We start from the raw sequence: 25,559 nt of genomic DNA on the forward strand, positions 1-25,559 counted from the left end.
ATCACACTAGCGTGTGAGCCAGTCGCGACGATCCCAGCTTCCCGCAACTGCAATCGCGCAAGCGGGAAGCTGGGATCGTCGCGGATAGATCATCGCGCGAGGGACATGGCGATGCCGTCGAGGATGTCGTGCTCGCTCACCACGAGCTCGGTGATCCCGGCACGTCGACCGAGTTCCTCAGCGAGCACGGTGGTCACGATCGAGCCACCACCGATGACGTCGACGCGTCCTTCGTGCATCGGTCCGAGAGCCGCGCGTTCGGCACGGGTCGCGGCGACGAGACCGTCGCACACTTCCTTCAACCGGTCGAACGGGACCGACGACAGGTGGATCCTCGCCGGGTCGTACTCATCGAGATCGTGGGCGAGCGCGGCGAGGGTGGTCATGGTACCCGCGACACCCACCCACGTATGCGCCTTCTCGACGGGGACGCGCTCGAGCGCTTCAGTGATCTTCTCCCCCGCGACCACGCGCGCAGCCGCGACCTGATCCGAGGTGGGCGGATCGTCGTGCAGGCATCGCTCGGTCAAACGCACGCAGCCGATATCTGTGGAATATGCTGCGTGCACACCGTTTTCGTCGCCCAGCACCACTTCGGTGGAACCGCCACCGAGATCGACGACGACGAAAGGCCCACGCGCCGGGTCGAGTTCGCCCACCGCTCCGGTGAACGACAGTCGTGCTTCTTCGTCGCCCGTGATGACTTCGGCTTCGGCACCTGCGACCACGGCACCGAGCACTTCTCGGGTCATTGCGAAGAAGTCGTCACGGTTCTGCGCGTCGCGGGTCGCCGATGTCGCGACCATCCGCACGGCGGTGGCGCCGGTCTCGCGAATGAGGTCTGCGTATTCGACCAGTGCGACGCGGGTGCGTTCGATGGCTTCGGGTGCGAGACGGCCCGTCGCGTCGACGCCCTGCCCGAGCCGGACGACCTTCATGAGCCGGGTGACGTCGGTGAGGGTGCCGTCGTCGGCGATATCGGCGATCAGCAATCGGATCGAATTGGTTCCGCAGTCGATGCCGGCGACACGAACCGTGCTCACTGAGGTTCTCCACGCAGCTCTGCGTACGTCGGCCAGTCGGCGGGGATCGCGGTGCCGCGCAGGCCTGCGTCGGCGGCGAGCGCCACCGATTCGTCGCCCAACGGGTTGAGACCCGGCCCCTTGGCAAGCGAATGAGCGATCAGCACGTGCAGGCACTTGACGCGGTCGGGCATGCCACCACCGGTGAAGTCGGTGCCGAGGGATTCGATGGCGTTGCGCTCGTCGAGGTAGGACTCGTGGGCACGGTGGTACGCGGCAGCGAGGTCGGTGTCGGTGTCGAGGCGCTCCGTCATCTCCCGCATCACACCGGCCGATTCCTGACGACTCGCTTCGGCGGTGAGCCGGGGGTCGGTCAGGTAGTACAGCGTGGGGAAGGGCGTGCCGTCGGGCAGCTTCGGTGCGGTCTTGACCACACCGGGTGCGCCGTCGGGACTGCGGTAAGCGATGGCGAGGACACCGCGGGGTTCGCGCCCGAGCTGGGCGGCGACGGCGTCGAGGTCTTCCTGCGGAACGGGAGCGGTCACCCGGGGATATCTCCTGGTTCTGGGGGTGCCACGGGCATGTGCTGCGGCACCGGGTCGATGTCGGGTTCGGGTGGCGGTTCGACCACCGAAAGCCACAGGTCGCTGTACCAAGCGCCGGTGGACGGTGTTTCCGGTTCCTTCTCCTCGTCGACGAGGGCCACGTCGCCGGGCAGCTGGACCTGATACGGGATGTCGCCGGGCATCACGAAACCCAGACGATTGCGTGCCTCCGCCCGGATCCAGGCGGGGTCGTCGATGTGCGCCTTCTGCTCTTCGAGCGCCGAGATCTCGCTTTCGAGCTGTTCGCGTTCCTGCGCGATCTGCTCGGCTTCCGAGCGTTGGCTGACGTAGGTCCGCAGCGGCACCGCAAGCGTCAATGCGAGTCCGCACACGACGAGCGCCAGGATCACTGCGCGTCCGGTGGACAGCCCGAGGATGGTGCGTTCGGTACGGGGACGACGCCCGTCGCGTGGAGCTCCGACGCGAGTGGGCCGCGCACGGCCCGTGCTCCCTCGCCCACGTCGGGACGAGTGAGCGGGGTCTTCTCGGCCTGCGGGCCGTGCACCCGCGGTCTCCGGACCGAGGTCGGCCGGAGCGGTAGATCCCGACGGACGTGTCCGACTGGGACGACGGGCCCCCGCCGCACTCTCGGTGCGGCTGCGGCGGGCGCCGGGTCGGGATCTACCGCGCTGGCTCATACCTGACTTCAGCCCTCGATGTTGAAGCGCGGGAACGCGAGCTCGCCGGCGTAGCGGGCAGCGTCGCCGAGTGACTCCTCGATGCGCAGCAGCTGGTTGTACTTGGCGACACGCTCGCTGCGGGCCGGGGCACCGGTCTTGATCTGGCCGCTGCCCACGGCGACGGCGAGGTCGGCGATGGTGGTGTCCTCGGTCTCCCCGGACCGGTGGCTCATCATCGTCTTGTAGCCGTTGCGGTGTGCGAGATCGACGGCGTCGAGGGTCTCGGTGAGGGTGCCGATCTGGTTGACCTTCACCAGCAGCGCGTTGGCCGCGCCCTTGACGATTCCGTCCTCGAGGCGCTCCGGGTTGGTGACGAACAGGTCGTCGCCGACGAGCTGGATCTTGTTGCCGATCTTGTCGGTGAGCGCGACCCAGCCGTCCCAGTCGTCTTCCGACAGCGGATCCTCGATGGAGACCAGCGGGTATGCCGAGAGCAGATCGTCGTAGAAGTCGGCGAGCTCGGCAGCGGTGCGGTTCTTGCCCTCGAATGCGTAGCCGGTGCCCTCGGTGTAGAACTCGGTGGCGGCGACGTCGAGCGCGAGCGCGACATCGCTGCCGAGCTTCAGGCCCGTCTTGGCGATGGCCTCGCTGATCAGGTCGAGTGCTTCCCTGGTGCCCGCGACGTCCGGTGCGAAGCCGCCCTCGTCGCCGAGGCCGGTGGCCAGGCCCTTGGCCTTGAGCACCGACTTGAGCGCGTGGTACACCTCGGTGCCCCAGCGCAGGGACTCCTTGAAGGTGGCGGCGCCGATCGGGGCGACCATGAATTCCTGGACGTCGACACCGGTGTCGGCATGTGCGCCGCCGTTGAGGATGTTCATCATCGGCACGGGCAGGATGTGGGCGTTGGGCCCGCCCAGGTAGCGGTACAGCTCGAGGCCGGAGGCCTCTGCACCGGCCTTGGCGACGGCGAGCGACGCACCGAGCAGGGAGTTCGCGCCGAGACGACCCTTGTCGGGGGTGCCGTCGGCGTCGAGCAGGGCCTGGTCGACGGTGCGCTGTTCGGTGGCGTCCAGGCCGATGATGGCCGGGGCGATCTCGTCGAGGACGGCCTCGACGGCGTTCTCGACGCCCTTGCCGTTGTAGCGGTCGCCGCCGTCACGCAGCTCGACGGCTTCGTGCTCGCCGGTGGAGGCACCGGACGGTACGGCAGCGCGAGCGAAACTTCCGTCGTCGAGCAGCACCTCGACCTCGACTGTGGGGTTGCCACGGGAGTCGAGGATCTCGCGGGCTCCTACCTGCTCAATGATGGCCACTGGCTGATTCTCCTTCGATGGACTTCACGTTGCGGGGTCTGCACGCTGAAGACAGCGTAACCGCCGCGACCAGGCAGTGAAGCACGGGCGCGCCGCCCGGAGAAGTGCGGGAGCGTCGGCCTGGTCGTCAGGTCTGCGTTCATGGCCGCACACCGACCCCGTATGCGGCAGCACGGTCGCGTACGAGGGCGAGATAATCGCCCGACAGGTTGTAGGCCATCAGGGCCCTCGTCCAGCCTTCCGCGGTGGTCAGGTCGCCACCGCGGTCGCACAGATATCTGCCCGCACTCAATGCCGCATCGTCGATGTTGTCCGGGTCGGCGATGCCGTCGCCATTCGCGTCGACGCCCCAGCGCTTCCACGTCTCCGGGATGAACTGCATGGGTCCCATCGCTCTGTCGAGGATCGGGTCGCCGTCGAGTTCGCCGCCGTCGGTGTCGCGGATCTCGGCGAGGCCGGGCCCGCCGTCGAGCGGAACCCCTCGGATCTCCGGGTTCGCGGTTCCGTTCTCGTCGAGGCTCGCTCCCCCGTGCCTGCCGTGGTTGCTCTCGACGCTGCCGATTCCCGCGAGCGTGGTCCAGGCCAATCCGCATCCGGGATCCGAGGCACTCAGGACCGCCGCGGCGTGCCCGTAGGCCTCGAGTGCGATCACTGGGACGCCCAGGGTGTCGGCCTGCGGTTCGGCCCAGTCACGCAGGAGCGCGGAGGTTCGGCCCGGTCCCTCGAAGTCGATCGGCGGCACGGGCACACCGGGGACCGGAGGGACACCGTCGGGAACCTCAATTCGCGGCAACTGGGGTGAGCGAAGGTTGGAACCCACCGCGATGATCACCGCCACTATCAGCGCGCTGAACACGAACAGCGGCCAAGCCGAGCGACGACGTCGTGGAGGGGGACACACGTCTCCATCATCCACACGCGTGCACAATCGCAGGTGAACGCGCCTGCGCGGGTGATCACGAAGATCACCCGCGCAGACTCGGACGGTGGAAACCCCGAGGGGTCTAGTGGGCTCCCACCGCGAGTGCAGCGTCCTGCTTCGACGCCGTCGTCGTGGTCGTCCTCGACGCCGACCATGCTTCCCACGCGCTGCCGACGATGTCGTCCAGGTCGTGCCGCGCCTTCCAGCCGAGTTCCGCGCGGATCCGGGCGGCATCGGCGACCACTCGTGCTGGATCACCGGCCCGGGGGTCATCGATCCGCCAGTCGAACGGCACGCCACTCGCCTGCCGTGCTGCGCGCATCACGTCGAGCACGCTGGCGCCGCACCCGCACCCGACGTTGTAGACGGCCGCCATGGGAGCAGTGTCCATGGCGTCGACGACAGTGGCGTGCGCGTCGGCGAGGTCGGTGACGTGGATGTAGTCGCGGATACAGGTGCCGTCCGGGGTGTCGTAGGTGTCGCCGAACACCGACGGTGCTTCACCACGGTCGATCGCCTGGAACACGCGCGGGACGAGGTTGTGGACGCCCCGGTCCGCAAGGTCCTTGTCGCCGGCACCGGCCACGTTGAAGTAGCGGAGCGCAGACCAGCTCATCCCTTCGGCGGCGGCGATATCGCGAAGCAACCACTCGCACATGAGTTTGCTTCTTCCGTAGGGTGATTGCGGCAGCGTCGGAGCGTCTTCCGTGACCGTGCCGTCGCCCACAGCGCCGTACACCGCGGCACTCGACGAGAACACGATCCTGCGTACCCGCAACCGCGCCATGGCAGCGAGGACACTCTGCATGCCGTACACGTTCTGCCGGTAGTAGTAGGAGGGGCGGGTGATGGACTCGTCGACGGCCTTCCGTCCGGCAAGGTGCACGACGCCCTCGACGTCGTACATGTCGATCACGTCCATCAGGAAGTCGGTGTCGAGGACGCTTCCCACTTCGACGGGCACTTCGGCGGGGAGCAGTTCCGGATGCCCGGCCGACAGGTCATCCACCACCACGACGTCTCGGCCGCCCGATATCAGAGCGCGAGTGACGTGTGTACCGATGTACCCCGCGCCTCCGGTCACCAACAACATAGCTTCCACCCTTCATGTCGGGAGAGTCAGACGTGCTCGAAACATTTTTCTGGTCAGTTCGATTCGATCCGGTCGGTCCGTTATGTCGCCACGGAGCGACGAGTGCGAGCATCCGGTCGACGATCCTCTCGACGACCCGGGCCGGCCTGCCGTACCGAGGGGCGCTCACCTGCAGGAGCGGGAGCCCCGCGAGAGGCGAGATGTGCAGGCGTGGGCCGACGTTGTCGATGAGGACGGGGGCGAGGAGGAGGTCGACGCCGGTGACCTCGAGATCCCGGTCGAGCTTGCGCATTTTCGCGTATGAGCACCGATCGGACGGGAGCAACGCGACCGCATCGAACTTGTGTATCTCGGTGATCCGGATTATGTCGGCGTCGGTTCCCAGCACCGGAACGTCGTCGATCGCAACGGGTGATCCTCGGGGAACGGGAAGAGCGTCTTCCCCTGTGGCGTCCGCGAGGCAGATACCCTCGACCTTCCAGCCCGACTCACCCGCTCCGTTGGTGCGGCTGACGAGTTCGTGGACCTCTTCCGCATTCCCGACAACAAGCACGGAGCGCAGGCACCGACCTTGCCTTCGAGCATGCAACACCATGCTTCGCAGTGCTTTCCGAGCAGCGAGGGTCAGCACCAGCGCGAGTGGTAACGCCACGAAGATGTATACCCGGGCCTGATCCGCGCCCAGCGAATAGGCGAGAATGGCCGACGCCGCCACCGCGTAGAGATAGGCACGGACGATTCTGCGGTACTCCCCCGTTCCCGAGCCCAAACTTTTGCTGTCCCAACCTTTCTGAAATGCTATCGACAGCACCGTGACGGCGGTACAAACGACGATCACGGCAATTCTCTGTCCGTCGGCGAGTGCGGTGACCGGGCGGTATCCGACGGCAACGATCAGGTTCGCCAGAGCGAGGCAGAGCACATCGCAGCACAGCACCGACACTTCGTAGCGACGCTCCCACCTCGCGGGACGTACCACGCGGTCGGGTACGACCGCCGGGGGCGCCGTGAATACACGAGCCGGAGTCATCGGATCACGTACCGGTGCGGCGACTGCAGCAAACTCGCCGATGCGCTTGTACATCAAGGTCACCCCTGTTCGGAGCCGTCGGACCCCCGACTCTCAAACCATACCTTGAGACTGTTTTTTACACAATAACAAACTAGACGTTCAGCTCTTGCGCGCAACGTCCCCGAGGAACATTCGACCGGCGTCGTTGCTGTCGACATTCCAAGGGAGCGCGAGCGCACCGACCTCCAGCAATCGCTCGATCTCCTCCGGGCCCTTCGGTGCGCTCATCAGGAATCCCTGCGCCCGAACACACCCCACGTCCAGGAGGTAACTCACCGCACCCACGGATTCGACACCTTCGGCGACTACGTCGAGCCCGAACGACGCGGCCAGTCCGACAATCGAATCGATGATGACCCGGTCACCTTCGCTTCGGTCCAGGTTCTGCACGAACACCTTGTCGATCTTGAGAGTGTCGACCGGCAGCGACTTGAGATGCCCGAGGGAACTGTATCCGGTTCCGAAGTCGTCGATAGCGATCCGAACTCCCAGCCGCTCGAGCTTCGCGAGTGTGGACCGCGTGCGCCGCAGGTCGCCGACGACCACATTCTCGGTGATCTCGAGACACAGCTCAGAGCCGAGAAGACCGTACTGCTCGAGGACCTGCTTCACATAGACGTCGAAATCCAGGGAAACCAACTGGACCGGCGACACGTTGACACTCATGACCAGATCGAGATCTCGGAAATCACGCTTCCACTGCCCCAACCGGGCGCACGCGGTGTCGAGCACCCAGGCACCGAGTTCACCTGCCAGATTGGTGGATTCGGCGACCTCGATGAACTCGAGCGGCTGTAGTTTCCCCAGTACCGGATGGTTCCATCGCACGAGCGCTTCGAGGCCGAGGATCCTGCCGGTACGCAGATCGACCTCGGGTTGGTATTCGAGCATGAGGTGGTCGTCGTCGATCGATGTGCGCAGGTTCATCTCGATCATCGTTCGCCGCTCCCTCCAGTCGTTCATGTCTTCGGTGAACACGCCGACACTGTTGCCGCCCTGAGCCTTCGCAGACATCATCGCCTGATCCGCCTGACTGAGCAGTGTCACCGACAGGATCTGGCCGGGTTCTCCGAGCGCGACTCCCACACTCACACCTCGCCCGACGGTCTGGCCGTCCAGGGCGACGGACTCCCCCACATGCTGCAGCATCGCTTCTGCACGAGCGGTGACCTGGTCGAGTGTTGCTGGGCCGTCGAGCACCACCACGAATTCGTCGCCGCCCAACCGGGAGACCATGTCGTCGCGCCCGTTTCCTTCCGACAGTCGTTGAGCAATCCGGCACAGGTACGTGTCGGCTGCGCGATGACCGAGAAAGTCGTTCAGCGCCTTCATTCGGTCGAGATCCAGGAACAGCACTCCGACGGGCCCGGGCCTGCCTGAGCACAGGCGGTCGTCGAGGTGTTCGAACAGGGCGCGCCTGCTCGCGAGTCCTGTCAGAGGATCGTGGTAGGCCGCGTACCTCAGATCCTCCTCCGCACGAATGCGCGCCTGCACCTGGGTCAGCAGTGCGGCGATCAACTTCAATGTGGTGACCTCGCTGTCGTTCCAAGCCCGATCGCCCTGTTTGATCAACCCCAACGCGCCGGTCGTGACCTGCCCGGCCACCAGTGGCACGGCCGCCACCGACACGTTCGGCATCCCCGACCCTTCGAAGATGCGGTGGCCGTATCCTTCCCAGCTGGGGTCGGGGCCGTCCGCCGGGGCCGGACGACTCAACAGCGGTTCCTTCATGGTGGCTGAAGCCGCAAAGATGGGATCTGCTTCGTGGAAGTAGATCACTCCCAATGGGTCCGGATCCGGAATCTCCGGTCGCGGAGGCCATTCGGCGATCAGGCGCGTGGCACCGATGTCCTGGTCGTTGTACCGGAGAAAAGCGGTATCCACGCCGAAATGCTCCACGAGTTCGCGGAGCACCGCCCGCGCCGCGACGACCTGGGTGGCGACATCGGCAGGCATCAGGTGCGCAGCGACACGGGTGACCAGTGCGTCGAGAGTGTGCTCGGTGCCGCTCATCTCCGTCCTCCGTCAGCCCTGTTCACTCTGGTGGCTGTACCGAACTCGGTCCGGGCGACGGCGGCTGCGTTCTGCCGCGTGCCGGGTCCTCCCGATTCTCATGACGAGTGCGATTCGGTCGTCGCCTGCTACGCCCAGCGACACGCTGAACTTCGTTCGTAGCGCGTCGAGGACATCGGTGTCTCGACGCGACAGCCGATCGAGATCGGCGGGCGTGTCGGCATACAGGAAGACCGGTGAGACCGGCTGGACTGCCAACCCGAGGGCTTGCGCATGCACCCATACACTTTCGACCACAGTGCCGGCGTGCACGTAATCGCGTGCGGAGTCACCTTCGGTGACCACCGCTATCAGGGCTGCGCTTCCCCGTACCCGGTCTCTCGTGATGCGCCCGAGTCCGCCTCCGAGGCCCCAGTCGTCGAGCTGGTCGAGAACGTCGTCGCGTAGGACCACATCGAGCATCGCGCTCTCCGCCGCGTCGAGCCCCAGTGAATTCACTTCGATGCCGCTGTCGGCGTTATCGCTGCCGTGCCACCTCAGTTCTCCGACCATGTCGCGCCTGAGTTCTCTGGTCAGATACCGGATTCGGTCCGACTCGGCCAGAATCTCCGAGCTCTCGTCGAGAGTTGCGGGATCTGTCACGATTCTGATCCGGCCGCCTTCCAGGGTCGCTGCGTCATACAACGCCACGACCTCGCGGCCGGTGAGAGTGCGGTCGTGGGTGGGATGCCGGTTCGTTGCACGCGCGAGCATCGGACCGTACAACTCCGAGAGGTGAGGATCGGCCCCGTCTCCGAACTCCAGAGTCGCAACAGGACGATTCGGATCGATCCTGTCGTTGGAAGCCAGAGTCACCGGGCCGAGGATTCCGTGTGCTGCTGCGGCCACCTTCGCATTGAACAGAGCTGCCCCGACAGCGATACAGCTGCCACGGTGGTGCAGGTCCATCAGTACCGGAGCCGGCTCCGGAGCGATCGAAAAGACGAGCCTTCGACGTTCGACGGTGATCGACCAGGGCTGACTGTTGCCTCCGGACGGTGCCCGAACCGCGGCGTGGACCAGCGCTTCGACCGGCCCTTCCGGCACCTCTTCGTCATTCCGCCCCGTCGATGCCTCGACCGCTTCCGCGGCCGGAGACTCGAGACGCTGGAGAAGTTCGTCGAGATCGATCCGCCCGCGCCCCGAATCGAGATTGTCCCCGAGAGCAATTCGGCGGATCAACCCTGTGATCGTTGCGCCGCCGAGTGCCACGTCGCTTGCCAATTGTGGCCAGGCTTCGAGTGTCTCGTCGATCTCCAGCATGGATGCGGCCAAACGCATCGACAGTTCACCGGCGCCGAGGATTCGCAGTACATGCGGAACCTTGTCTCGACTGGACAGCGCTGCCAGCGCCTCGACATCGACATCACCGAGCAGACCGTGGAACGGTGGGCGCTCCGGCTCGAGGTCGAATCGCTCGACATCGACCAACCCCCTGTCGCTGGTATGCATCACGACAGGCACGCGCCGCCGTGACGCTTCCGCCCTCAACAGCATCTTCATGTCCAGGGAGTCGCACTCGTCGACCAGGACGTCGAGACCGTCGAGAAAGTCGCCCACGGTGCAGGGAACGACGCCGTCGCACCACACCCTGACAGGCAGGTAGGGGTCCACCTCTGCGATACGCCGAGCGGCGATCACGGCCTTGTTGATACCCAGATCGAGCAATGTGGCCGGCACTCGGTTCAGATTGGACAACTCCAACACGTCGAAATCGGCGAGTCGAATCTCACCGCAGACGCCTTCGAGGGCGAGCGTGTGCGCAACAGCATGCCCGACACTGAGGCCGACAACCCCGACCGTGACGGATTCGAGCCGCTCCTGTTCGGCAGCGGTGATCTTGTTCCGATTCCGATCGAGGCGCAGTCTCCGGAACGACGACGGTCCGAGCACCCTGATCGCGGTGCGCCGCCACGGGTAGTACGCCCACTGTGGGGTCTCCTCACGAGCGGCAGGACCACCGAGCCGATGCAGGCCGTCGCACTGTTCCTCCAGCCGGTCGACCAGCACCACCCCTGCCTCGGCACGCAGTCGCTCGAGTTCGTCGACGTGATCCGGATGGTCTTCGGACAAGAGCACCGCCGTGTACACCTCGTCGTTGCCCGGCACGGGGTTCAACCGATATCCGATGTCAGGAGCTTCTCGAGTTCGCGAGTCCGCTCGTCCGACCGGTTGCCCCGTACATCCCAGAGGAGGAGGCGCGTCCGGTACCGCGAATCCGGGTACGGACACGGCGGAATCTCGTCGACGATACGAGCACCGCACTGCGTCCACATCGCCAGGGTGTTCTCCGCAGCGGTGCCCACGAGATACCTGGCGCCGAGGAGCTCCATGCAGTAGGTCGTGGTACGCGCGACCGCGGCACTCAGTTCTCGTCGCCGCGGAACCCCCGCGGCGACCCACCCCATCTTGGACTCGGCCAAACCGTGAGGAAGGCATTCGCCGAGGACCCGGCGGATTGCAGACTGTTGCACCGGATCGGACCACTCGATCATCGGATGCGCATCGTCGACACTTCCGTAGGGCCCCAGTGCTCGTGATCCGCCCACCACCGCACCCTTCGCGTCGAGCGCGGCGAAGAAGTATGTCGTGGAGACACCATCGATGATCTTGTCGTACTCCACTGCCGACTCGACCCCGTACTTCCGGTACGCGACGACCGCTCCGGAGACGAACTCCGCCCACAGGTCCGGCTCCGCAGCAGGGGACGCTGCGATGAAGCGGTATTCCGAATTCTCGTCATGGAATTCGAGGGTTCGCCCCACGAATATCGGAGACAGTCCTTCGACGCTGCGGTCCACCTCGGCCTCCGATCGGCAGCCGTCCGACGCATCCGACCACCACGCATCCGAGGCCCGGGCGTCGACGACCCTGACGAGCCGCCGTTCGCGCTCGCCCACGACCGGTGGCAGGGTTACGCCGATATCGTCACCCATCCGGGCGCCGCTCGTCACCGTTACCGAAATTCCGAGGCAGAATCATGCTGGCGGAGTGTTCATCCCAGGGACACATACAGGTCTGCTTCACCATGCTCCGGAAGAACCAGTATCTCCTCCATGAAGGCTCTCGTGATCTCGCCCTTCTTGTCCGCCGCCTCGACCTGGTCCCACAGATCTTCGCACTGATTCTGTGATACACCGTCGGGAACGAAACGTGCTGCGTACTTCTCGGACACTCTGACCAGCGAGTCTCCGACGACCAGATCTTCGATGTTGTCACAACGATATCCGGCGACTGCCGACCATCCTGCTTCGGGATGTCTGACGTAGACCACCGTCAAGTCCTGGACACCACGTTCGCGGAGTCGCTCCAGGGTGAAGCTCATGAGGTCTGCGGCAGGGCCGAGGACCCCGGGCTCGGCCCCCGGCACCACGAGTCCACCGACCCGATACGGCCCAACTTTGACAATGGTGAATGTCATTGTAGTTCAACGCACTTCGTAGATCGCACGGCGATGTACAGGTCGACCCCGTAGGCATGCGGGTAGTATTCGAAGTCCCCGGTGAACGTCCGCTCGATCTCGCCACGGCGCTCCGCTTCCCAGATCTCCTCCCACAACTGGGAGAAGATCTCAGCGAAATCGTCGCCCGTCACAGAGAACTTTGCATACGTTCCCGCAGGTAGGCGGGAGATCATGTAGCCGGGCGGCACGTCGTCGAGCGAGTCGCAGCAGTACCCGACCGTCTGAATGTAGTAGGAACCGACCTCCTCGGCGTGATCCGTGTATGTCGACGCGAGTGGCCCCGAGTTCTCCCCGTTCAGGACTGCGAACCACACCTTCTCCAGGTGCGGGTCGCGCACTTTGCCGAGCGCTCGGCGCGGACTTCTCACCGGCAGGCCCGCGACAAAAGTTTCTTTGCGGTCGATCAGTCGAAACGGCATCGGGTGTACCTCCAAGCAGCACGGTCTTCCCCCTGCGCGCGCTGCCCGACCCCTCGCACGCAATACCCGGACGATTCGAGACTAGATCCAAAAGCCCCCAGTTTCAAACATTCCCAGAAATCAACCTGAAGTATGTTTTTGATTGATTATCAGCCGTGCGGTCGTTTACGATCGGCGGGCATACCACCCAAGATCACCTTCGAGCGCGACTCGACATCTACCGGTCCGCGGCACCGGCCCACGACTCTGCCACCGTGAACCACCGAACCTCGTAAGCCGACCACTCGAACTGCCGACCGTCGACAGAAGCACTGGTCGTGGTGCCCTTGGTGTTGACGATCACTCGCGCGAAGTCCGTCTCGAGCGCAAGCAACCCGTCCGCCAACTGCACCGTCCGCCGATCGACGGTCGATGGAAACCAACGAGCGAAGCGCTGAAGGACATCGAGGAACGGCAGCGGCCGACCTCCGTCGGCGCGCCAGGTGTCCGTCCAGAGGCAAGTCGCACACTCCGCCCCATCAGGTCGGGGATTCCAGTAGAGGACCGTGTCTGCGCCGCTCCCCGCGAGCTCGATCATCGCGGCGACGCGCAGAGCAACCTGACGCTCCCATGACCAGCCGGGCCCCGGCGGCTCGACGTACCACTCGGCCCACCAGATGGGCAGACCGACCTGCTCGCGGAGCCACTCATTGACCGCAGCGAACTTCTGCACTGCAGTGAACTCGTCCGGCGCGCCCTGAGCCGTGGTCGCGTGGGCGTCGACGACAACGAAGTCGGCGCCCTTCCGATGCATGCTCCAGAAGATGAACGCATCCAAGTACCGTTGATCCACTGCCCCCCACGGCCCCTCCAGCTGCGGGGAAGTACCGAGCGCATCCACCGGCTTACTCGCGAACTCGACGTAAGGCCCGCCGACCTGGTTCGCCGGATCCACTGCCTTCACCGCGTCGTACACCGCGTTGTACAAGGTGGTATACCCCTGCGCATCCCAGCGATTGATCTCGTCGTCGAAGAACCCTTTGAACTCGTTCCACACGAGAAAATGGCGAACCTGAGGATAGCGTCTTGCCACTTCGGCACTCAGTGCGGCGAAATCAGCGAAGTGTTCGGGACTCGGAGCCACCTCGAGTCGGTTCCAGTCGGTCTCCCCTGGTTCACCACCTTTCATCCAGTCCGGAGCGCAGCACAGCACTATCACCGGAGTGCCATCGCTATGGAGAATGAATTCCATTCGACGGTCGAGACTTTCGAAGTCGTATCGGCCGGGCGAAGGCTCCGGATTGTCCACTCCCCACCCCATGATGGCCTGCGCCTGCACCATCGGCACCGACCCGATAGCCCTTTCTGCGGCAGCAGTCGCCACGGGGCTACCGGTGTCAGCGCTGAATTGCGTATGGGTGAATCCCCATCCTGGGGTCCGGATGCTCTCGACTCCGTTCGACGGAGGAATTCCGGGGGATCCCAGGTGCACAGCGAAAAGCACTGCCACCACCGCCGTCGCGACCGGCAACCTGACCGTGCCCCACCGCCGAATCGCTCTTCGTACGGCCGGTCCCGTCCGGATGTGGTGCGTCATGGCCCGGTGACCTCGGTGTCAGGCATGCGTCGATCCGTGCTCGGACGGCGCGAATACCCCTTGCGGAATACGCGCTCGGAGGCCAAGGAAGAGCACAATGTTGACCACCACGAGCAGGAGAAACACGGCCGCGAACACTACAACAAGTATCAATAGTGCGTTGATCACCATCTCTGCCATGCTGATCCGATTCCTTTCCCATCGTCGTATTCAGTGCCCGGCTACCACGGGACACACACGAGTTCGCTGTAGAGGTCGTCGATCTGCGCAGGCTCCAGGTCGGCACTGCGGTACATCTTGGGCCAGCTGTCCAACTCGAACGACATCCGTGGCCGACGCTCGATCAGCCTCAGCTCGGCAAGCGTCGCCACAAGCTTGTGCCGCACCAGCAGGTGTCGGGTCAACGGCATCAGGGCACGTTGGAACAGGTCCGGATTACTCACATGCAGAACGATGGCAAATACCGGTATGCCCTTGTACCGACATTTCCGGTACATGACGTAGCAGGCCTCCTGCCCACGGATCACCACGAGATGACGCGCAGCAAGCGCGTGTGCGTGGTCACGGTACAGGTCGAGCTCGGCGCCGGCGAGTGTGCGCGCGATGACCTGCGGGTCGGAACTGACCCTCGTCCGCGAAAACGAGGCCGGCCACGGGAGATTGGGAATGAGCGCCGCCGAGGTATCGAGAAACCGGAACCTACGCCAGGCCAATATCTCCCGAGGACCGTCGTCGGGCGACAGCACGGTGAAGTGATACCCGTCCTGTGCCAGCAATGCATCGAGCAACGACATACTGCGCGACCGGTACTCGGACAGCACGCACCACGATCCCATGTTGCAGAAGCGCTCCACCCGCCCCTCGACCCGCCGCTGGGAATAGAGAGCCAACAATGTGCCGACCACATTCGGACCGTCCCGCAGCATGAATCCGAAGTTGGGGGCCTCCATCTTCCACGGCACCGTCGAGCATGCCGATTCCCACGGGACTCGGTCATTGTGATTGACGCTCAGGAAGTCCGCCACTTCCGCGAGGTCGGCTTCGGTGATCGGGGTCAGCTCGACGGTCATGGTGCAGAGATCCTTCCGGAGATGTCGCATGGAACGGTGCACGCATTCCGCCACCACGTCTGTCCGGACACCGGGAGTGTGTCGATCGGATCGTAATACGGATAGACCCGGTTCAACGCATCGACGTCCATGCCGTCCAGCCCGGTGCGATAGTTCTTGCTCCAGTGCGAGATCCCGCGGATCCGATCGTAGTAGACCACCTGGTGAACCCATCGCTTGCCGACGAAGGGAACGTCGCACACTATCCGTGGCGTCGCGAATCCCGGCAGGTATCCCATCATCTCCTGTTGCAGTTGCTGCGCCTCCCACAGCGCGACCCGCCAGTGCTCGGCGTGGGGGATCATGTCGCACATGTAGAAGTAGTACGGCAGGATGTTCGCTTCCCCCTGCAAGGCGAAGCACAAGTCGAGCAGGTCGGTGGTGGTGGCATTCACCCCGCGCAGCAACACCCCCTGGTTTCGCACATCCCGCAGACCCGCGTCGAGCAGTGCCCTCGTCGCCTCCGCAACCAGCGGAGTCACCGACTGCACATGATTGATGTGGGTATGCAAGGCCAGATTGACCCCTCGATCCGCGGCGATGCGCGCCACCCGGGCGACTCCGTCGACCACCTTGTCCTGCAGCCAATGCTGCGGCAATCCTGCCAGAGCCTTCGACGCCAAACGGATATCGCGAACGGTGTCGATCTCGAGCAACTCCATGACGAACGCTTCCAGCCGCGGCCAGGGAAGGTTCGCCACATCACCACCGGACACCACCACGTCCCGCACAGACGGTGTCGCACGTAGGTAGTCGAGCATCCGCTCCTGCCGGTCGGCGGGGCGCAGATCCAGCTTCGTCTTGCCGATCGTCGGTGTGGAATTGCCGACGAGATCCATCCGTGTGCAATGACCGCAGTATTGCGGACACGTCGACAACAGCTCGGCGAGAACCTTGGTCGGGTACCGATGAGTCAGGCCCTCCGTTGCCCACATATCGCTCTCGTGCAACGAATCTCGCTCGGCGTACGGATGAGAGGTCCATTCCGGGTCACGATCGCTGAGCACAGGCAACATGTAGCGGCGAATCGGATCGGCATAGAAGGCCTCGGTGAATCCGCAGCGTGTCGTGCCCAGCGGCGTCATGGTGTTCAGCATCTGCGGCGGTAGCAGCATCGACATCGTCGCGCGCTCCTGCTGATCAGCAGCAAGGTCTGCATAGAACTGCTCGTCGAGCAGGTCACCCATCACCGCACGCAACTGCGCGATGTTCTTGACGGAGTGAGCACGCTGCCATTGCGCATCGCGCCACTCGGACTCGGTGACCGCCGCCCACCCCGGATATCGCCGCCAGTCCGGCTCGATCAATTGCTTGCGCACATACCTGTACGGCTGATCGGTGGCGTAGGCGAATCCGGCCTTCTCGGGTTCGATGTATGTGGTCATCGTGATACAACCTTCCGCGAATCAGTCTCCGAAATTCCGGTCGAGATCAATTCGGTGGCGACACGACGGCCGGACCGGATCGCCCCTTCCATGAGCCCGAAGAACTCCAGGCTCGTCTCGGTACCGGCCCAGTGCACTCGGCCATGAGGTTCGGTCAGGCTCGGTCCGAGCTGCAGCCAATCACCGGGACCGAACAGCGCGGCATAACATCCCTTGCTGTACGGCTCGGACAGCCAATCGGTCACCGTGCACTGCGACGGCGCCGGCAGTTGCGGGAACAGCCGGCGGATGTGGGCCAGCGCCGCCTCCTTCTGCGCCGCCTCCGCCATTGCAGAGAATGACGATGCCGCGGCGCCCGTGACGAATCCGGTGAGCACACCGACGGATTCGTCCGGAGGAGAATCATCGACGGTGGACAACAACGGCCCCTCTGCACTCACGGACCACCCCGACAGACCACTCTCACGCCATATCGGCGCCGGGTAGCTCAGGTGCACCTTCACTGCACACCCGCGGCCGGTGACCGCCGTCGCCCGTGGCTCGGGAAGACCGGGCCAGAACTCGATCTGCTGGGCCAGCAGCGGCGGGACGGCAACGACGACACGGTCGGCCCGGTACGCGGTCGACACGCCCTCGCTGTCAGGACCACAGTCCACCACGACCTTGCCCCCGCCCTGGTCGATCGCACGAACCGGACGACCCAACCGCACTCGGTCACCGAGTCGGTCGGCGAGCGCCTCGCACAAGAGGTGCGAACCTCCGTCGACCCGCCATTGCTGTGCCCCACCCTCGAACGCGTTGAGATACCGGATCCCGCCCCCGGACGACAGGTAGAACGCCATGTGCAGCAAAGAGATCGACGCGGGGTCCGCCGCCATCATCTCACCGAGGAACAGCGGGAGAAACGTCTGCGCGTCCGGATGGTCGATCTCCTCGGCCGCCCAGTCTGCAACCGAGATCCGGTCGAGGCGTTCAGCATCCGGGCTCAGCCAGGGAGCATCGGTTCGCACGGATCGGACGACCTCGTCGAGCCGATCGAACAGATCACCGAGAGCCACAGCGCCCAGCGGAGGCACCCGACCCGCGGTGGTCGTCCGCTGCCCTGACATCAGGAAGGTGCTCTCCCCTGTCATCTCGGTGGAAGCCAGACTGAGGCCGTACTCGCGCAACTGCGCGAGAAGCTCGGTGTGCCGCACACCCAGATAGGCGGCTCCGCCATCTGCTGAGAAACTCTCGGACAACGGAATTCCGTGCATCCGACCACCCACTCGATCGCGGGCCTCCAGGACAATGACGTCCGCGCCCGCCGCCACCAGATCGACCGCGGCAGTCAGCCCGGCGAGCCCCGCACCGATCACGACGACCTGCATGCGGATCCCGTTCATGGCGCTACCGCCGTCACTTTGGCGAACAGCCCTTCCGCAGAGGGGGCATCGAGGAAGTCGTCGTACGGCAATTCGATTCCGAAGTCCCGAGCGATTGCACTGAGCACCCGGGTCGCCAGAAGCGAATCGCCACCGAGTTCGAAGAAGTCGGATCGGCCATTCACGTCAGGGGTCTCGAGGACCCGGCGGAAGATCTGGACAATGTGGTCGGGGCTCATCTCTCTACTCCTTCGATGTCTTCGTTCAGTGCGGCACGCTGCGTGGCCGATCGATCGATCTTTCCGCTGGCTGTGTATTCCAGTCCGGCGACGAAATTCACTCGGGCAGGGACGAATTGGTTCGGCAGCCGCTCGCGCAGGAAGCGCTTCAGCTCGACCGGCGTCGGAGTCGCTGCCCCTGCCGGAACCACATACGCCGTCAGTGACATTCGTCCGAGCAGCAGTTCCCCGACCACCACTGCACCTGCGACTGCGGGATGGGTGTTCAACTGCGCCTCGACTTCCGCCGGATGCACCCGCACGCCGAGCACTTTCAGTTGGTCATCGGCGCGCCCTCGTGAGAACACCAGCCCCGTGTCGCTACGAGTGGCGAGATCACCCGTGCGAAACCACCGGGCCGGTCCCGTTCCGTGATCGGCGATGGGAAATCCCGTCGCCGTGTGCTCCGGCATCCCCAGGTAACCGGTGGCCAGTGCCGGCCCGGATACCACGAGTTCACCCTCTTCGGTGATGTGATCACGCACGTGGGGCAGCGGACGCCCGAGTGGTGCGTCGATGTCGTGTGCGGCCACCTCCGACTCTGTGCCCGGCCCGCTCAGCCGCACGGCGTGGGTCACCATCGTCGTCTCCGTGCAACCGTAGGTATTGAGCAACACGATGTTCCCGACGGGAAGCTCACGCCATTGCCGCAGCCGGGTCGGATCGACCCGCTCGCCGCCGATCACCACCAACCGGAGGTGGTCCGGCAGACCGATCTGCTCTTCGTGCAGGTAGAGCACGAGCTCGTGCCAGTACGCCGTCGGCAGATCGATCATGGTGATCTCCTGCTCGACCAGCATGCGCACGAAGGGCCGGAACGATCCGATGTGGGCCGCGTCGTCGAACACCACGGTTGCGCCGGTGATCAACGCGGGCAACATCTCCTCCAGACAGGTGTCCCAGCCGAGAGAGGCGAATTGGAGTACACGATCGTCGGGTGTGAGTTCGAAGAGATCGCGCAAGGCGCGCACCGTCACGGCCAGCGCATGCCGCGAGATCACGACCGGCTTCGGAACCCCGGTGGAACCCGAAGTGCACAGCACATATGCGGGGTCGTCCGGGAGCCACGAACAGTAGGACAGGTCGCTGTCCAGGGCCAGCGCGTTCCCGAGCATGTCGATCCGCAGGTTGTCCGAGTCCCGAGTGTCACGGTCGGTGTCGACCACGCGATCCACTCCGAGGGCTTCGGCGAGAGAATTCTTGCGGCCGACGGGAAGCGTCGAGTCGATCGGACAGTAGGTGGCACCGGCCTGCAGGATCCCGAGCAGGTGCTGGACCACGGTGGGAGCGTGCGACACGACCGCGCCGATTCGGCCGGATTCCCTGTTCGCGCCAGGTCCGTCTGTGTCCGCTCCCCTCGTGCGGAATCTCGATGCGGTGAAGCGGACCCGCTCGGCAAGGTCCCCGTAGGTGATGACGGACCCGTTGTGCACGAGGGCCGCATGTCCGGGCTGACCCTGTGCCGCGGCGACGAAGTCCGTCACCACATCACCGGCGAGATCGACACCGGGTTCGGAAAGAGTGTTCTGAGACATGGTTTCCTCGTTGTCGGTGGATTTCGGTTGCGGGACGATTCGCTCCTTCCTCGTCATGACGTCAACATCACGAAACGCTCGAGTACCACGAGCACGAATCCGATGAACAGTGGTATCGCGGCGAACGTGAGTGGGCGCAGACGTGTGTACTCGTCAGGTTCGAGGCGAAGGCGCCACGCCTCACGCACGCCCAGGGTGCCCACAAGCAAGACCAGGAAAGCCACGCCGACACCGGTCCACGGAGTGAGCCACACCTGCACTCCGGTGGACATCAACTGCTTGTGGTCGGCTTCGGCCTCCGGGGGCCAGTCCAATGAGTAGATGGTGGCGTCCTGGTTCTCGACGACCGCTCGGAACTCGGGCGCGTCGGCCAGCGAGTCGCGGAACTCTTCACCCCAACCCAGGGGGTATCCCTGGCCGAGCTCGACGAACGCCTCCTGGCTTCGCGTGGTGATCAGGTATGTGTCCGGGCCCTTTTCGCGGAGCGCCTGCAGCACCCCTGCTACATCGGTCGGATCGAGCGGTGCCATCGTGTTCGACCAGTGGACTCGTTCCACATCGCGGTAGCCGAGCGGCATGAATGGGGTCGAGTTGAGCTCGGGTACTGCGGTGACATAGAGGAACCGCACGTCATCGGTGGTCTGGTCGTAGACCGATCCCACCGCGCTCACCGCACCGCTGTCGATCCTCTCGAACGGCTCGTTGCCGTATCGGGTGATGAAGAAGGAGAAGAGCATGACCAGCCCGAGAACACCGGCGGCGCAGCGTGCAAGGAAGGACGGCCGCGATACCGGGCGAGGAAACAGGGCGAGAGCGACGAGCACCGAAGCGGGGGCAAGTGCGAACAGGTAGACACGCAGCGCCATTTCACCGCCATAACTCTGCATGAACGCCAAGCCGATCGGAGCGGCAATCAGGACGAGGAGCACACGGTCTTCGATTCCTCCTCGCCGCCGTCGGAGCAGGCCCACCCCGGCGATCACGAAAACCAGTACGGTCGTGAGCATCCGAGCGCGCACCACCCATTGATGTTCCGGATTTCCGAGGCCTGCCCTATCCGAGATATTCGCAGACACCGTCGACCCGACGTTGCCGACACCACTCATCACCTCACCGAAGTGACCGCCCCAGTACGCCTGGGTCATATAGCTGACCCAGGCGACGACGATCACGACGAGCAGCACCGGGAGTCCCCCGAGCACGCATCGCCGCGCGACGACCAGCCCGATGACACTGATGATCATGGCGAAGGGGGTCAGCTGGTGGCAGACGGTGGCTGCAGCGAACAGACCCACCACGACGGCGAGGACCACGACCCGTTCCGACTGCGCGGACTTCCTGGGCGGCAACTCACCGCGCGATGCGTCGCCCCAGAGCCGTGCCCACAACGTGCTTCCAGATCGCAACGGCCACGGGACATCCCCCGATGGTGAGTGAGGTGTACGGAACCAGATGACGAGAAAGCCGACGAAGAGCAGGTAGAGAAGCAGCGCGAAGCCTTGCGGGGAGAAGTAGTCCTGTCCGATCCAGTTGAGAAGACAGAAGAACATGGCCGCCAGCCACTTCGCCTGCCAGGACATCCGGAGCGGGCTCATCAGCAGCGCGAGTGCGACGAGGTACAGCAGGTTGGTGACCACCGAGGCCACGGACACGGCGGCGTGCAGAGCCGTCAGGTCTCCCGAACCGCCCCAGAACGCGGCGAGCGCGAAGAAGCCCGGCCAGGACCAACGGGCGTCGAGGTCCGGTGCCATGGTTCCGGTTCGGGCGATGAATTCGACGAAACCGATGTGGACCCAGCTGATCGGGAATCGTGGCTCAGACTCGAGCAGCAGGGTGATGCCGTGCAACATGAGCACGAGCAGGACCAGATGAATGCCGAGCAACCAGATATACGGTCGTGCCAGCGACAACGTCCCGATGAAGCCGAGGACGAGAAGACCCGGTCCGAGGAGGGTCGATACCGTCAGGACCGATATCAATCCGAGTCCGGTCATGGCTCCGAGATCGACGCTGCGCAACCCGACGAGGTACAACGAGACTGCCGCGATGGGCGCGAAGCAGAGGATCGCCACCGACAGATGCTGCCGGCGGTCCCGAGGAGGCAGCGACGGCTGCGCTCCGGTCTCGAGGAACCGTGGAGCGACCTCGGCCGCCTCGGGCCGGCGCTTGTCCGCGTCGATCAGGGACATACGGTCTCCTCGTATGTCTCGATCTGCGGGGCGGGCTGTGGGCGCCACCGCAAAACCCTCCTGAGGTCGGGAAGCACCGTGAGCATCGCGATGAGTTGACCGAGCAGCACCGCCACTCCCACTGCGGTGAGTCTCGGATCGCCGAACTGCGCGAACACCTGGTGGTATTGCTGCAGTAGGACGACCAACCCCAGTACGGCTGTCGCCCGAAGTGATTGAACGACGATGATCCGTCTGCTTCGGGTCCGTGCTCGCAGCGTGCCGAGGTAGATATCCACCACTGCGCTGGACAGGCTGGCGAGGGCCAGGAGTTGCAGCAGTGGCACCGCGTCGAGGTATCCGTCACCGAGCAGTCCCATGGCGTACGGAGCCGCGAGGCCGACCACGACGAAGCCGACGACGAGCAAACCCAAGGTCCTGATGAGCGCGGCGCGGCAGTAGTCGGCCAATCGTGAGGGGGCGCACACTCCTTCCACTGCGAGAGACACCGCAGTGTTGACCGCCACGAGATTCATCATGTTGGCGATGGACCAGGCCAGGAAGAAGTACGCGTACGTATGCGGAGCCACCCGCAACGCCACCAGGACGGGAACGAGAAAGATCGTGCCGTACTGGAGGAGCGCACCGAAGTAGTCTGCGGCGAAGAACCGGCCGACCTGTGCGGCTCGCACCGCGACGTCGTGCGTCGACGTGCGTACATGTCGAGGCAGGAGCTTGCCGAAGATGAGCAGGTTCACCGGGAACACCACGATGAACATGGAGATGATCCAGGAGAAGAACACTCCCGTGCGGGGCATCGATTCGGCCAGCAGCACGAGCAGGCCGAGCTTCGCGACAGCGAAGGCCGCGTTCCACACGGGTACCCAGACGGCTACGCGCAGGCCGGTCAGGACGCTGTCCTGCACCGTGATCACACTCGCGACCACCGCTGCGGAGATGAACCACAGGCGCATGTTCGGCTCGCGCAGAATGTCGTATGCCGGACCACCCAGGAGGTCGAGCGTGAAGAGAAGGGCTACGGCGAGAACGGCGACCACGCCGGAAGTCAGAAGGTAGACGAATGCGACGACGTGGACGGTGCGCTTTCCGGTCTTCGGTATGAAGCGGTTCAGCGTGCCTGCGAAGTTGGCCGACACCAGTCCGGTCAACAACATCAACGCCGAGATTGCGGCGGATCCGCGACCGACGTCCGAATCGTCGTAGTAGTGCGCGGCGAGGATCCAGTACCCCAGGCCGAGAGCGCCGGTGATTCCGGTGTTGAGGACGAGCGCATAGGTGTTCCGCAGAAAGAGCGAACCGTGAGCACGACCGCTTACCGGCCGACCGGTCCCACGACCATCGTCTGTGGGGCCGTCGTCGGCGGTGTCGATCGCGAGCACGCTCTCAGCCATGTCGTGCGACCCGTTTACCCGCGCGCCGCGCGCCGCGCACGGTCGCGTAGCCCGCAGTCAGTACGCGGTCTCGGAGGTAGAACTGCTTGTCACCGCTCATGATCGAGGCGAAGTCGTTGTCGTCGGTACTCCTGCGGATGGTCAGCCGCGGGATCATGAACGGATCGCCGGATGCGGTCGCGCGAATGTTCCTCACGGATGCTGCGCACCGATAACCGGCTGCTCTGGCAGCGACCCGCACCCGCGGGGTCGAGTAGCCGAAAGGGTAGGCGAGGGAGCGGACCGGAGTACCGACACAGTCCTCGAGGAGAATCCGCCCGATGCGAAGTTCCTCGCACAGTGCGGCATCCGCACACTGATCGAGTTGGGCGTGGCTGTGACTGTGGGCCCCGATCTCGACTCCTGCGCCCGCGAGTTCTCTGACCTGTGCCCAGTTCAGCATCGGTCCCAGCGGATGTCCGGCAGCGTTGGAGCCGGCGTCGTCGATCCAGCCGCTCGTGACGAACACTGTCGCCGGAAACCCGTGGCACCGAAGGATCGGCCAGGCGACGTGCGCGAAGTCCGCGTATCCGTCGTCGAATGTGAGCACCACCGTTTTCTCCGGGAGGGGTAAGTCCTTCGCCAACGCATCGGCGAGGTGGGAGAAGGTCATCCCGGTGTAGCCGTTCTGCGCAAGGAAGGTGACCTGCCGATCGAGCGAGCCGGGGTCGACGGAGAGACGACGTGTCGCGGCGGTGGGGTCTTCCGACACCGAGTGGTACATGAGTATCGGAATCGACTCGTTCATGCTGCCCTCGTTCATGATGCCTCCGTCATTGCAGGTCTCCGACGGAGTGGTACACCGCCGCGCACATAACCTGCTGCGGCGGCGAGCAGGCCGACCGAGATGGCGTACGAACGCTCGATCCCGGCTCGTTCTCCGCGGAACGCTTCACCTATCCCCCGCGCCACGCCCCGGGTGAGGATGCGGGTGGTGTAGCTACGCTCGGCCGAGAGCCCATCTGTGACACCCACGCTGCGCGTCACAGCCGCCTTGGACAGCCCTTCGGCGAAGCAGCGGGAGCGGAAGTAGGAGAAGGTCTCCCGCGCAGCCGGTACGCGATGCCAGATCACCGACCGAGGTTCGAAGACGAAGGTCCACTCGGGGCGATGCTGATGGACCCGGATGCAGAACTCCGTCTCTTCGCAACCCAGCGGACGACTCTGCTCCGAGGTGCGGCCGATGTGACTCGGAAATCCCCCCGCCACCGAGAAGACCTCACGGCGGAAGGACGCATTGCCACCCAGTAGGTTCCGGACCGTTCCCGGCTCCCGTCCGGTGAACGTACAACCCAGAACCCAATCGAACTCTTCCGGGAACCATCGGGGCCGCTCGGATTCCCAGGCCGGCAGGGTGGTGCCTCCGACGCCGACGATGTTCTCGTCGACGTAGGCGTCACGGAAGTGCCTGAGCCACTCGGGATGAGCCACTGCGTCGTCGTCCAAGAAGGCCACCACATCACTGGTAGTGATGTCGACGCCGGTGTCCTTCCCGCCGGACAATCCGCGTTGCTTCCGGTTCTCCACGACGGTCACGTCGGGCAGGGCAGCGCGGAAGCGTTCGTACAGATCGGGATTGTGGTCGACGACGAGGACGATCTCGTGCGGCGGCGTCGTCTGATTCCGCACCGATTCGACGGCAGCGAGAGTGTCGTCCCAGCGCTCGAGTGTGTATGCGCAGATCACCACATCCATGGTCATTGTGCGCGGAGGTATTGCGGCGGTCATGGAGCATCGTCCTTCGTATGTGGAAGCGAGTTGTGGTCGTTCGGCACCAGCCACAGCAGGGCCGCGGCAACGCCCACTGCGACCACGCCTGCGCGAGGCGACCATGCATCGGTCGTCAACATCGCCTGCGCGACCAGAACGTTGATGACGAGGGCGCCGGCGGCACTGACGATCAGAGCGAGTACGGCTTTGACGCCAGGAAGCAGCCGGACGATCGCGATCAGCGGGGCCGCAACGACGAACGACACCACCCACAGTCGACCCGAAAATCCCCAAGGATCAGGAATATTCACGGCGATCGCCACTCCCCCGAGCGCGGTCACAGCTGCAGCGAGGAGACAGTGTTCGAGTCGTGCGCCTTCTCGCGGCGCCCTTATTGTCGTG

Annotated in this window: 24 protein-coding genes; all 24 read right to left on the minus strand. The window is 64.6% G+C overall.

Annotation, left to right across the window (positions count from 1 at the left end; genetic code table 11):
- Positions 1-89: 89 nt before the first annotated feature.
- Positions 90-1,043 (minus strand): exopolyphosphatase, encoded by a 954-nt coding sequence (locus ACFWB0_RS10535; RefSeq protein WP_378490391.1) that lies wholly within the window; start codon positions 1,041-1,043, stop codon positions 90-92.
- The gene (locus ACFWB0_RS10540) at positions 1,040-1,567 is read right to left on the minus strand and encodes a DUF501 domain-containing protein (protein WP_378490392.1); all 528 of its coding nucleotides are present in this window, start codon (positions 1,565-1,567) and stop codon (positions 1,040-1,042) included. Before ACFWB0_RS10540 ends, ACFWB0_RS10535 begins: the two co-directional genes overlap by 4 nt.
- The gene (locus ACFWB0_RS10545) at positions 1,564-2,265 is read right to left on the minus strand and encodes a septum formation initiator family protein (RefSeq protein WP_378490393.1); all 702 of its coding nucleotides are present in this window, start codon (positions 2,263-2,265) and stop codon (positions 1,564-1,566) included. The genes ACFWB0_RS10540 and ACFWB0_RS10545 overlap by 4 nt, the downstream gene beginning before the upstream one ends.
- 8 nt (positions 2,266-2,273) lie before the next feature.
- Complete coding sequence (gene eno, locus ACFWB0_RS10550) at positions 2,274-3,560, minus strand: phosphopyruvate hydratase (protein WP_378490394.1); 1,287 nt, start codon at positions 3,558-3,560, stop codon at positions 2,274-2,276.
- Between the two features lie 139 nt (positions 3,561-3,699).
- A complete protein-coding gene (locus ACFWB0_RS10555; protein ID WP_378490395.1) occupies positions 3,700-4,461 on the minus strand; it encodes a lytic transglycosylase domain-containing protein in 762 nt (253 codons plus the stop codon).
- Between the two features lie 103 nt (positions 4,462-4,564).
- Positions 4,565-5,575, minus strand: coding sequence for a UDP-glucose 4-epimerase GalE (gene galE, locus ACFWB0_RS10560; protein WP_378490396.1), 1,011 nt, complete (start codon positions 5,573-5,575; stop codon positions 4,565-4,567).
- Positions 5,484-6,659, minus strand: a complete 1,176-nt coding sequence (locus ACFWB0_RS10565; protein WP_378490397.1) for a hypothetical protein — start codon at positions 6,657-6,659, stop codon at positions 5,484-5,486. Before ACFWB0_RS10565 ends, galE begins: the two co-directional genes overlap by 92 nt.
- A gap of 87 nt (positions 6,660-6,746) precedes the next feature.
- Complete coding sequence (locus ACFWB0_RS10570) at positions 6,747-8,660, minus strand: putative bifunctional diguanylate cyclase/phosphodiesterase (protein WP_378490398.1); 1,914 nt, start codon at positions 8,658-8,660, stop codon at positions 6,747-6,749.
- Positions 8,661-8,672: 12 nt separating this feature from the next.
- Positions 8,673-10,808: an Rv1355c family protein gene (locus ACFWB0_RS10575; protein ID WP_378490450.1), complete on the minus strand. Its 2,136-nt coding sequence runs from the start codon at positions 10,806-10,808 to the stop codon at positions 8,673-8,675.
- Between the two features lie 5 nt (positions 10,809-10,813).
- Positions 10,814-11,635: a hypothetical protein gene (locus tag ACFWB0_RS10580; protein WP_378490399.1), complete on the minus strand. Its 822-nt coding sequence runs from the start codon at positions 11,633-11,635 to the stop codon at positions 10,814-10,816.
- 59 nt (positions 11,636-11,694) lie between these two features.
- Positions 11,695-12,120, minus strand: a complete 426-nt coding sequence (locus ACFWB0_RS10585; RefSeq protein WP_378490400.1) for a hypothetical protein — start codon at positions 12,118-12,120, stop codon at positions 11,695-11,697.
- Positions 12,117-12,581, minus strand: a complete 465-nt coding sequence (locus ACFWB0_RS10590; protein WP_378490401.1) for a GyrI-like domain-containing protein — start codon at positions 12,579-12,581, stop codon at positions 12,117-12,119. Before ACFWB0_RS10590 ends, ACFWB0_RS10585 begins: the two co-directional genes overlap by 4 nt.
- Before the next feature lie 217 nt (positions 12,582-12,798).
- Complete coding sequence (locus tag ACFWB0_RS10595; RefSeq protein ID WP_378490402.1) at positions 12,799-13,944, minus strand: xylan 1,4-beta-xylosidase; 1,146 nt, start codon at positions 13,942-13,944, stop codon at positions 12,799-12,801.
- Positions 13,945-14,175: 231 nt separating this feature from the next.
- On the minus strand, positions 14,176-14,337 hold the full coding sequence (locus tag ACFWB0_RS10600) for a hypothetical protein (protein ID WP_378490403.1): 162 nt from the start codon (positions 14,335-14,337) through the stop codon (positions 14,176-14,178).
- A gap of 41 nt (positions 14,338-14,378) precedes the next feature.
- Positions 14,379-15,227, minus strand: a complete 849-nt coding sequence (locus tag ACFWB0_RS10605) for a hypothetical protein (RefSeq protein ID WP_378490404.1) — start codon at positions 15,225-15,227, stop codon at positions 14,379-14,381.
- Positions 15,224-16,651, minus strand: a complete 1,428-nt coding sequence (locus tag ACFWB0_RS10610; RefSeq protein ID WP_378490405.1) for a KamA family radical SAM protein — start codon at positions 16,649-16,651, stop codon at positions 15,224-15,226. The genes ACFWB0_RS10605 and ACFWB0_RS10610 overlap by 4 nt, the downstream gene beginning before the upstream one ends.
- Entirely contained in the window at positions 16,648-18,036 is a 1,389-nt protein-coding gene (locus ACFWB0_RS10615; protein ID WP_378490406.1) for a flavin monoamine oxidase family protein, read from the minus strand. The genes ACFWB0_RS10610 and ACFWB0_RS10615 overlap by 4 nt, the downstream gene beginning before the upstream one ends.
- Positions 18,033-18,254: an acyl carrier protein gene (locus tag ACFWB0_RS10620; RefSeq protein WP_378490407.1), complete on the minus strand. Its 222-nt coding sequence runs from the start codon at positions 18,252-18,254 to the stop codon at positions 18,033-18,035. Before ACFWB0_RS10620 ends, ACFWB0_RS10615 begins: the two co-directional genes overlap by 4 nt.
- On the minus strand, positions 18,251-19,828 hold the full coding sequence (locus ACFWB0_RS10625) for an AMP-binding protein (protein WP_378490408.1): 1,578 nt from the start codon (positions 19,826-19,828) through the stop codon (positions 18,251-18,253). The genes ACFWB0_RS10620 and ACFWB0_RS10625 overlap by 4 nt, the downstream gene beginning before the upstream one ends.
- Positions 19,829-19,881: 53 nt before the next feature.
- Positions 19,882-22,017 (minus strand): hypothetical protein, encoded by a 2,136-nt coding sequence (locus ACFWB0_RS10630; RefSeq protein WP_378490409.1) that lies wholly within the window; start codon positions 22,015-22,017, stop codon positions 19,882-19,884.
- A complete protein-coding gene (locus ACFWB0_RS10635; RefSeq protein ID WP_378490410.1) occupies positions 22,008-23,408 on the minus strand; it encodes a hypothetical protein in 1,401 nt (466 codons plus the stop codon). Before ACFWB0_RS10635 ends, ACFWB0_RS10630 begins: the two co-directional genes overlap by 10 nt.
- The gene (locus tag ACFWB0_RS10640; RefSeq protein WP_378490411.1) at positions 23,401-24,210 is read right to left on the minus strand and encodes a polysaccharide deacetylase family protein; all 810 of its coding nucleotides are present in this window, start codon (positions 24,208-24,210) and stop codon (positions 23,401-23,403) included. Before ACFWB0_RS10640 ends, ACFWB0_RS10635 begins: the two co-directional genes overlap by 8 nt.
- Positions 24,207-25,175 (minus strand): glycosyltransferase family 2 protein, encoded by a 969-nt coding sequence (locus ACFWB0_RS10645; RefSeq protein WP_378490412.1) that lies wholly within the window; start codon positions 25,173-25,175, stop codon positions 24,207-24,209. The genes ACFWB0_RS10640 and ACFWB0_RS10645 overlap by 4 nt, the downstream gene beginning before the upstream one ends.
- Positions 25,172-25,498 carry a hypothetical protein gene (locus tag ACFWB0_RS10650; RefSeq protein WP_378490413.1) on the minus strand — a complete coding sequence of 109 codons (327 nt, stop codon included), beginning with the start codon at positions 25,496-25,498 and terminating at the stop codon, positions 25,172-25,174. The genes ACFWB0_RS10645 and ACFWB0_RS10650 overlap by 4 nt, the downstream gene beginning before the upstream one ends.
- Positions 25,499-25,559 lie beyond the last annotated feature (61 nt).

Origin of the sequence: Rhodococcus sp. NPDC060086 (genome assembly GCF_042730275.1) — a bacterium.
GTDB lineage: Bacteria > Actinomycetota > Actinomycetes > Mycobacteriales > Mycobacteriaceae > Rhodococcus.

What these genes read in the sequence shown, in the direction of transcription:
- ACFWB0_RS10545 (WP_378490393.1), bottom strand. Translation starts at nt 2,265, where the DNA reads ATGAGCCAGCGCGGTAGATCCCGACCCGGCGCCCGCCGCAGCCGCACC.
- galE (WP_378490396.1), bottom strand. Translation starts at nt 5,575, where the DNA reads ATGTTGTTGGTGACCGGAGGCGCGGGGTACATCGGTACACACGTCACT.
- ACFWB0_RS10565 (WP_378490397.1), bottom strand. Translation starts at nt 6,659, where the DNA reads ATGTACAAGCGCATCGGCGAGTTTGCTGCAGTCGCCGCACCGGTACGT.
- ACFWB0_RS10570 (WP_378490398.1), bottom strand. Translation starts at nt 8,660, where the DNA reads ATGAGCGGCACCGAGCACACTCTCGACGCACTGGTCACCCGTGTCGCT.
- ACFWB0_RS10580 (WP_378490399.1), bottom strand. Translation starts at nt 11,635, where the DNA reads ATGGGTGACGATATCGGCGTAACCCTGCCACCGGTCGTGGGCGAGCGC.
- ACFWB0_RS10585 (WP_378490400.1), bottom strand. Translation starts at nt 12,120, where the DNA reads ATGACATTCACCATTGTCAAAGTTGGGCCGTATCGGGTCGGTGGACTC.
- ACFWB0_RS10590 (WP_378490401.1), bottom strand. Translation starts at nt 12,581, where the DNA reads ATGCCGTTTCGACTGATCGACCGCAAAGAAACTTTTGTCGCGGGCCTG.
- ACFWB0_RS10600 (WP_378490403.1), bottom strand. Translation starts at nt 14,337, where the DNA reads ATGGCAGAGATGGTGATCAACGCACTATTGATACTTGTTGTAGTGTTC.
- ACFWB0_RS10605 (WP_378490404.1), bottom strand. Translation starts at nt 15,227, where the DNA reads ATGACCGTCGAGCTGACCCCGATCACCGAAGCCGACCTCGCGGAAGTG.
- ACFWB0_RS10610 (WP_378490405.1), bottom strand. Translation starts at nt 16,651, where the DNA reads ATGACCACATACATCGAACCCGAGAAGGCCGGATTCGCCTACGCCACC.
- ACFWB0_RS10615 (WP_378490406.1), bottom strand. Translation starts at nt 18,036, where the DNA reads ATGAACGGGATCCGCATGCAGGTCGTCGTGATCGGTGCGGGGCTCGCC.
- ACFWB0_RS10620 (WP_378490407.1), bottom strand. Translation starts at nt 18,254, where the DNA reads ATGAGCCCCGACCACATTGTCCAGATCTTCCGCCGGGTCCTCGAGACC.
- ACFWB0_RS10625 (WP_378490408.1), bottom strand. Translation starts at nt 19,828, where the DNA reads ATGTCTCAGAACACTCTTTCCGAACCCGGTGTCGATCTCGCCGGTGAT.
- ACFWB0_RS10630 (WP_378490409.1), bottom strand. Translation starts at nt 22,017, where the DNA reads ATGTCCCTGATCGACGCGGACAAGCGCCGGCCCGAGGCGGCCGAGGTC.
- ACFWB0_RS10635 (WP_378490410.1), bottom strand. Translation starts at nt 23,408, where the DNA reads ATGGCTGAGAGCGTGCTCGCGATCGACACCGCCGACGACGGCCCCACA.
- ACFWB0_RS10640 (WP_378490411.1), bottom strand. Translation starts at nt 24,210, where the DNA reads ATGAACGAGGGCAGCATGAACGAGTCGATTCCGATACTCATGTACCAC.
- ACFWB0_RS10645 (WP_378490412.1), bottom strand. Translation starts at nt 25,175, where the DNA reads ATGACCGCCGCAATACCTCCGCGCACAATGACCATGGATGTGGTGATC.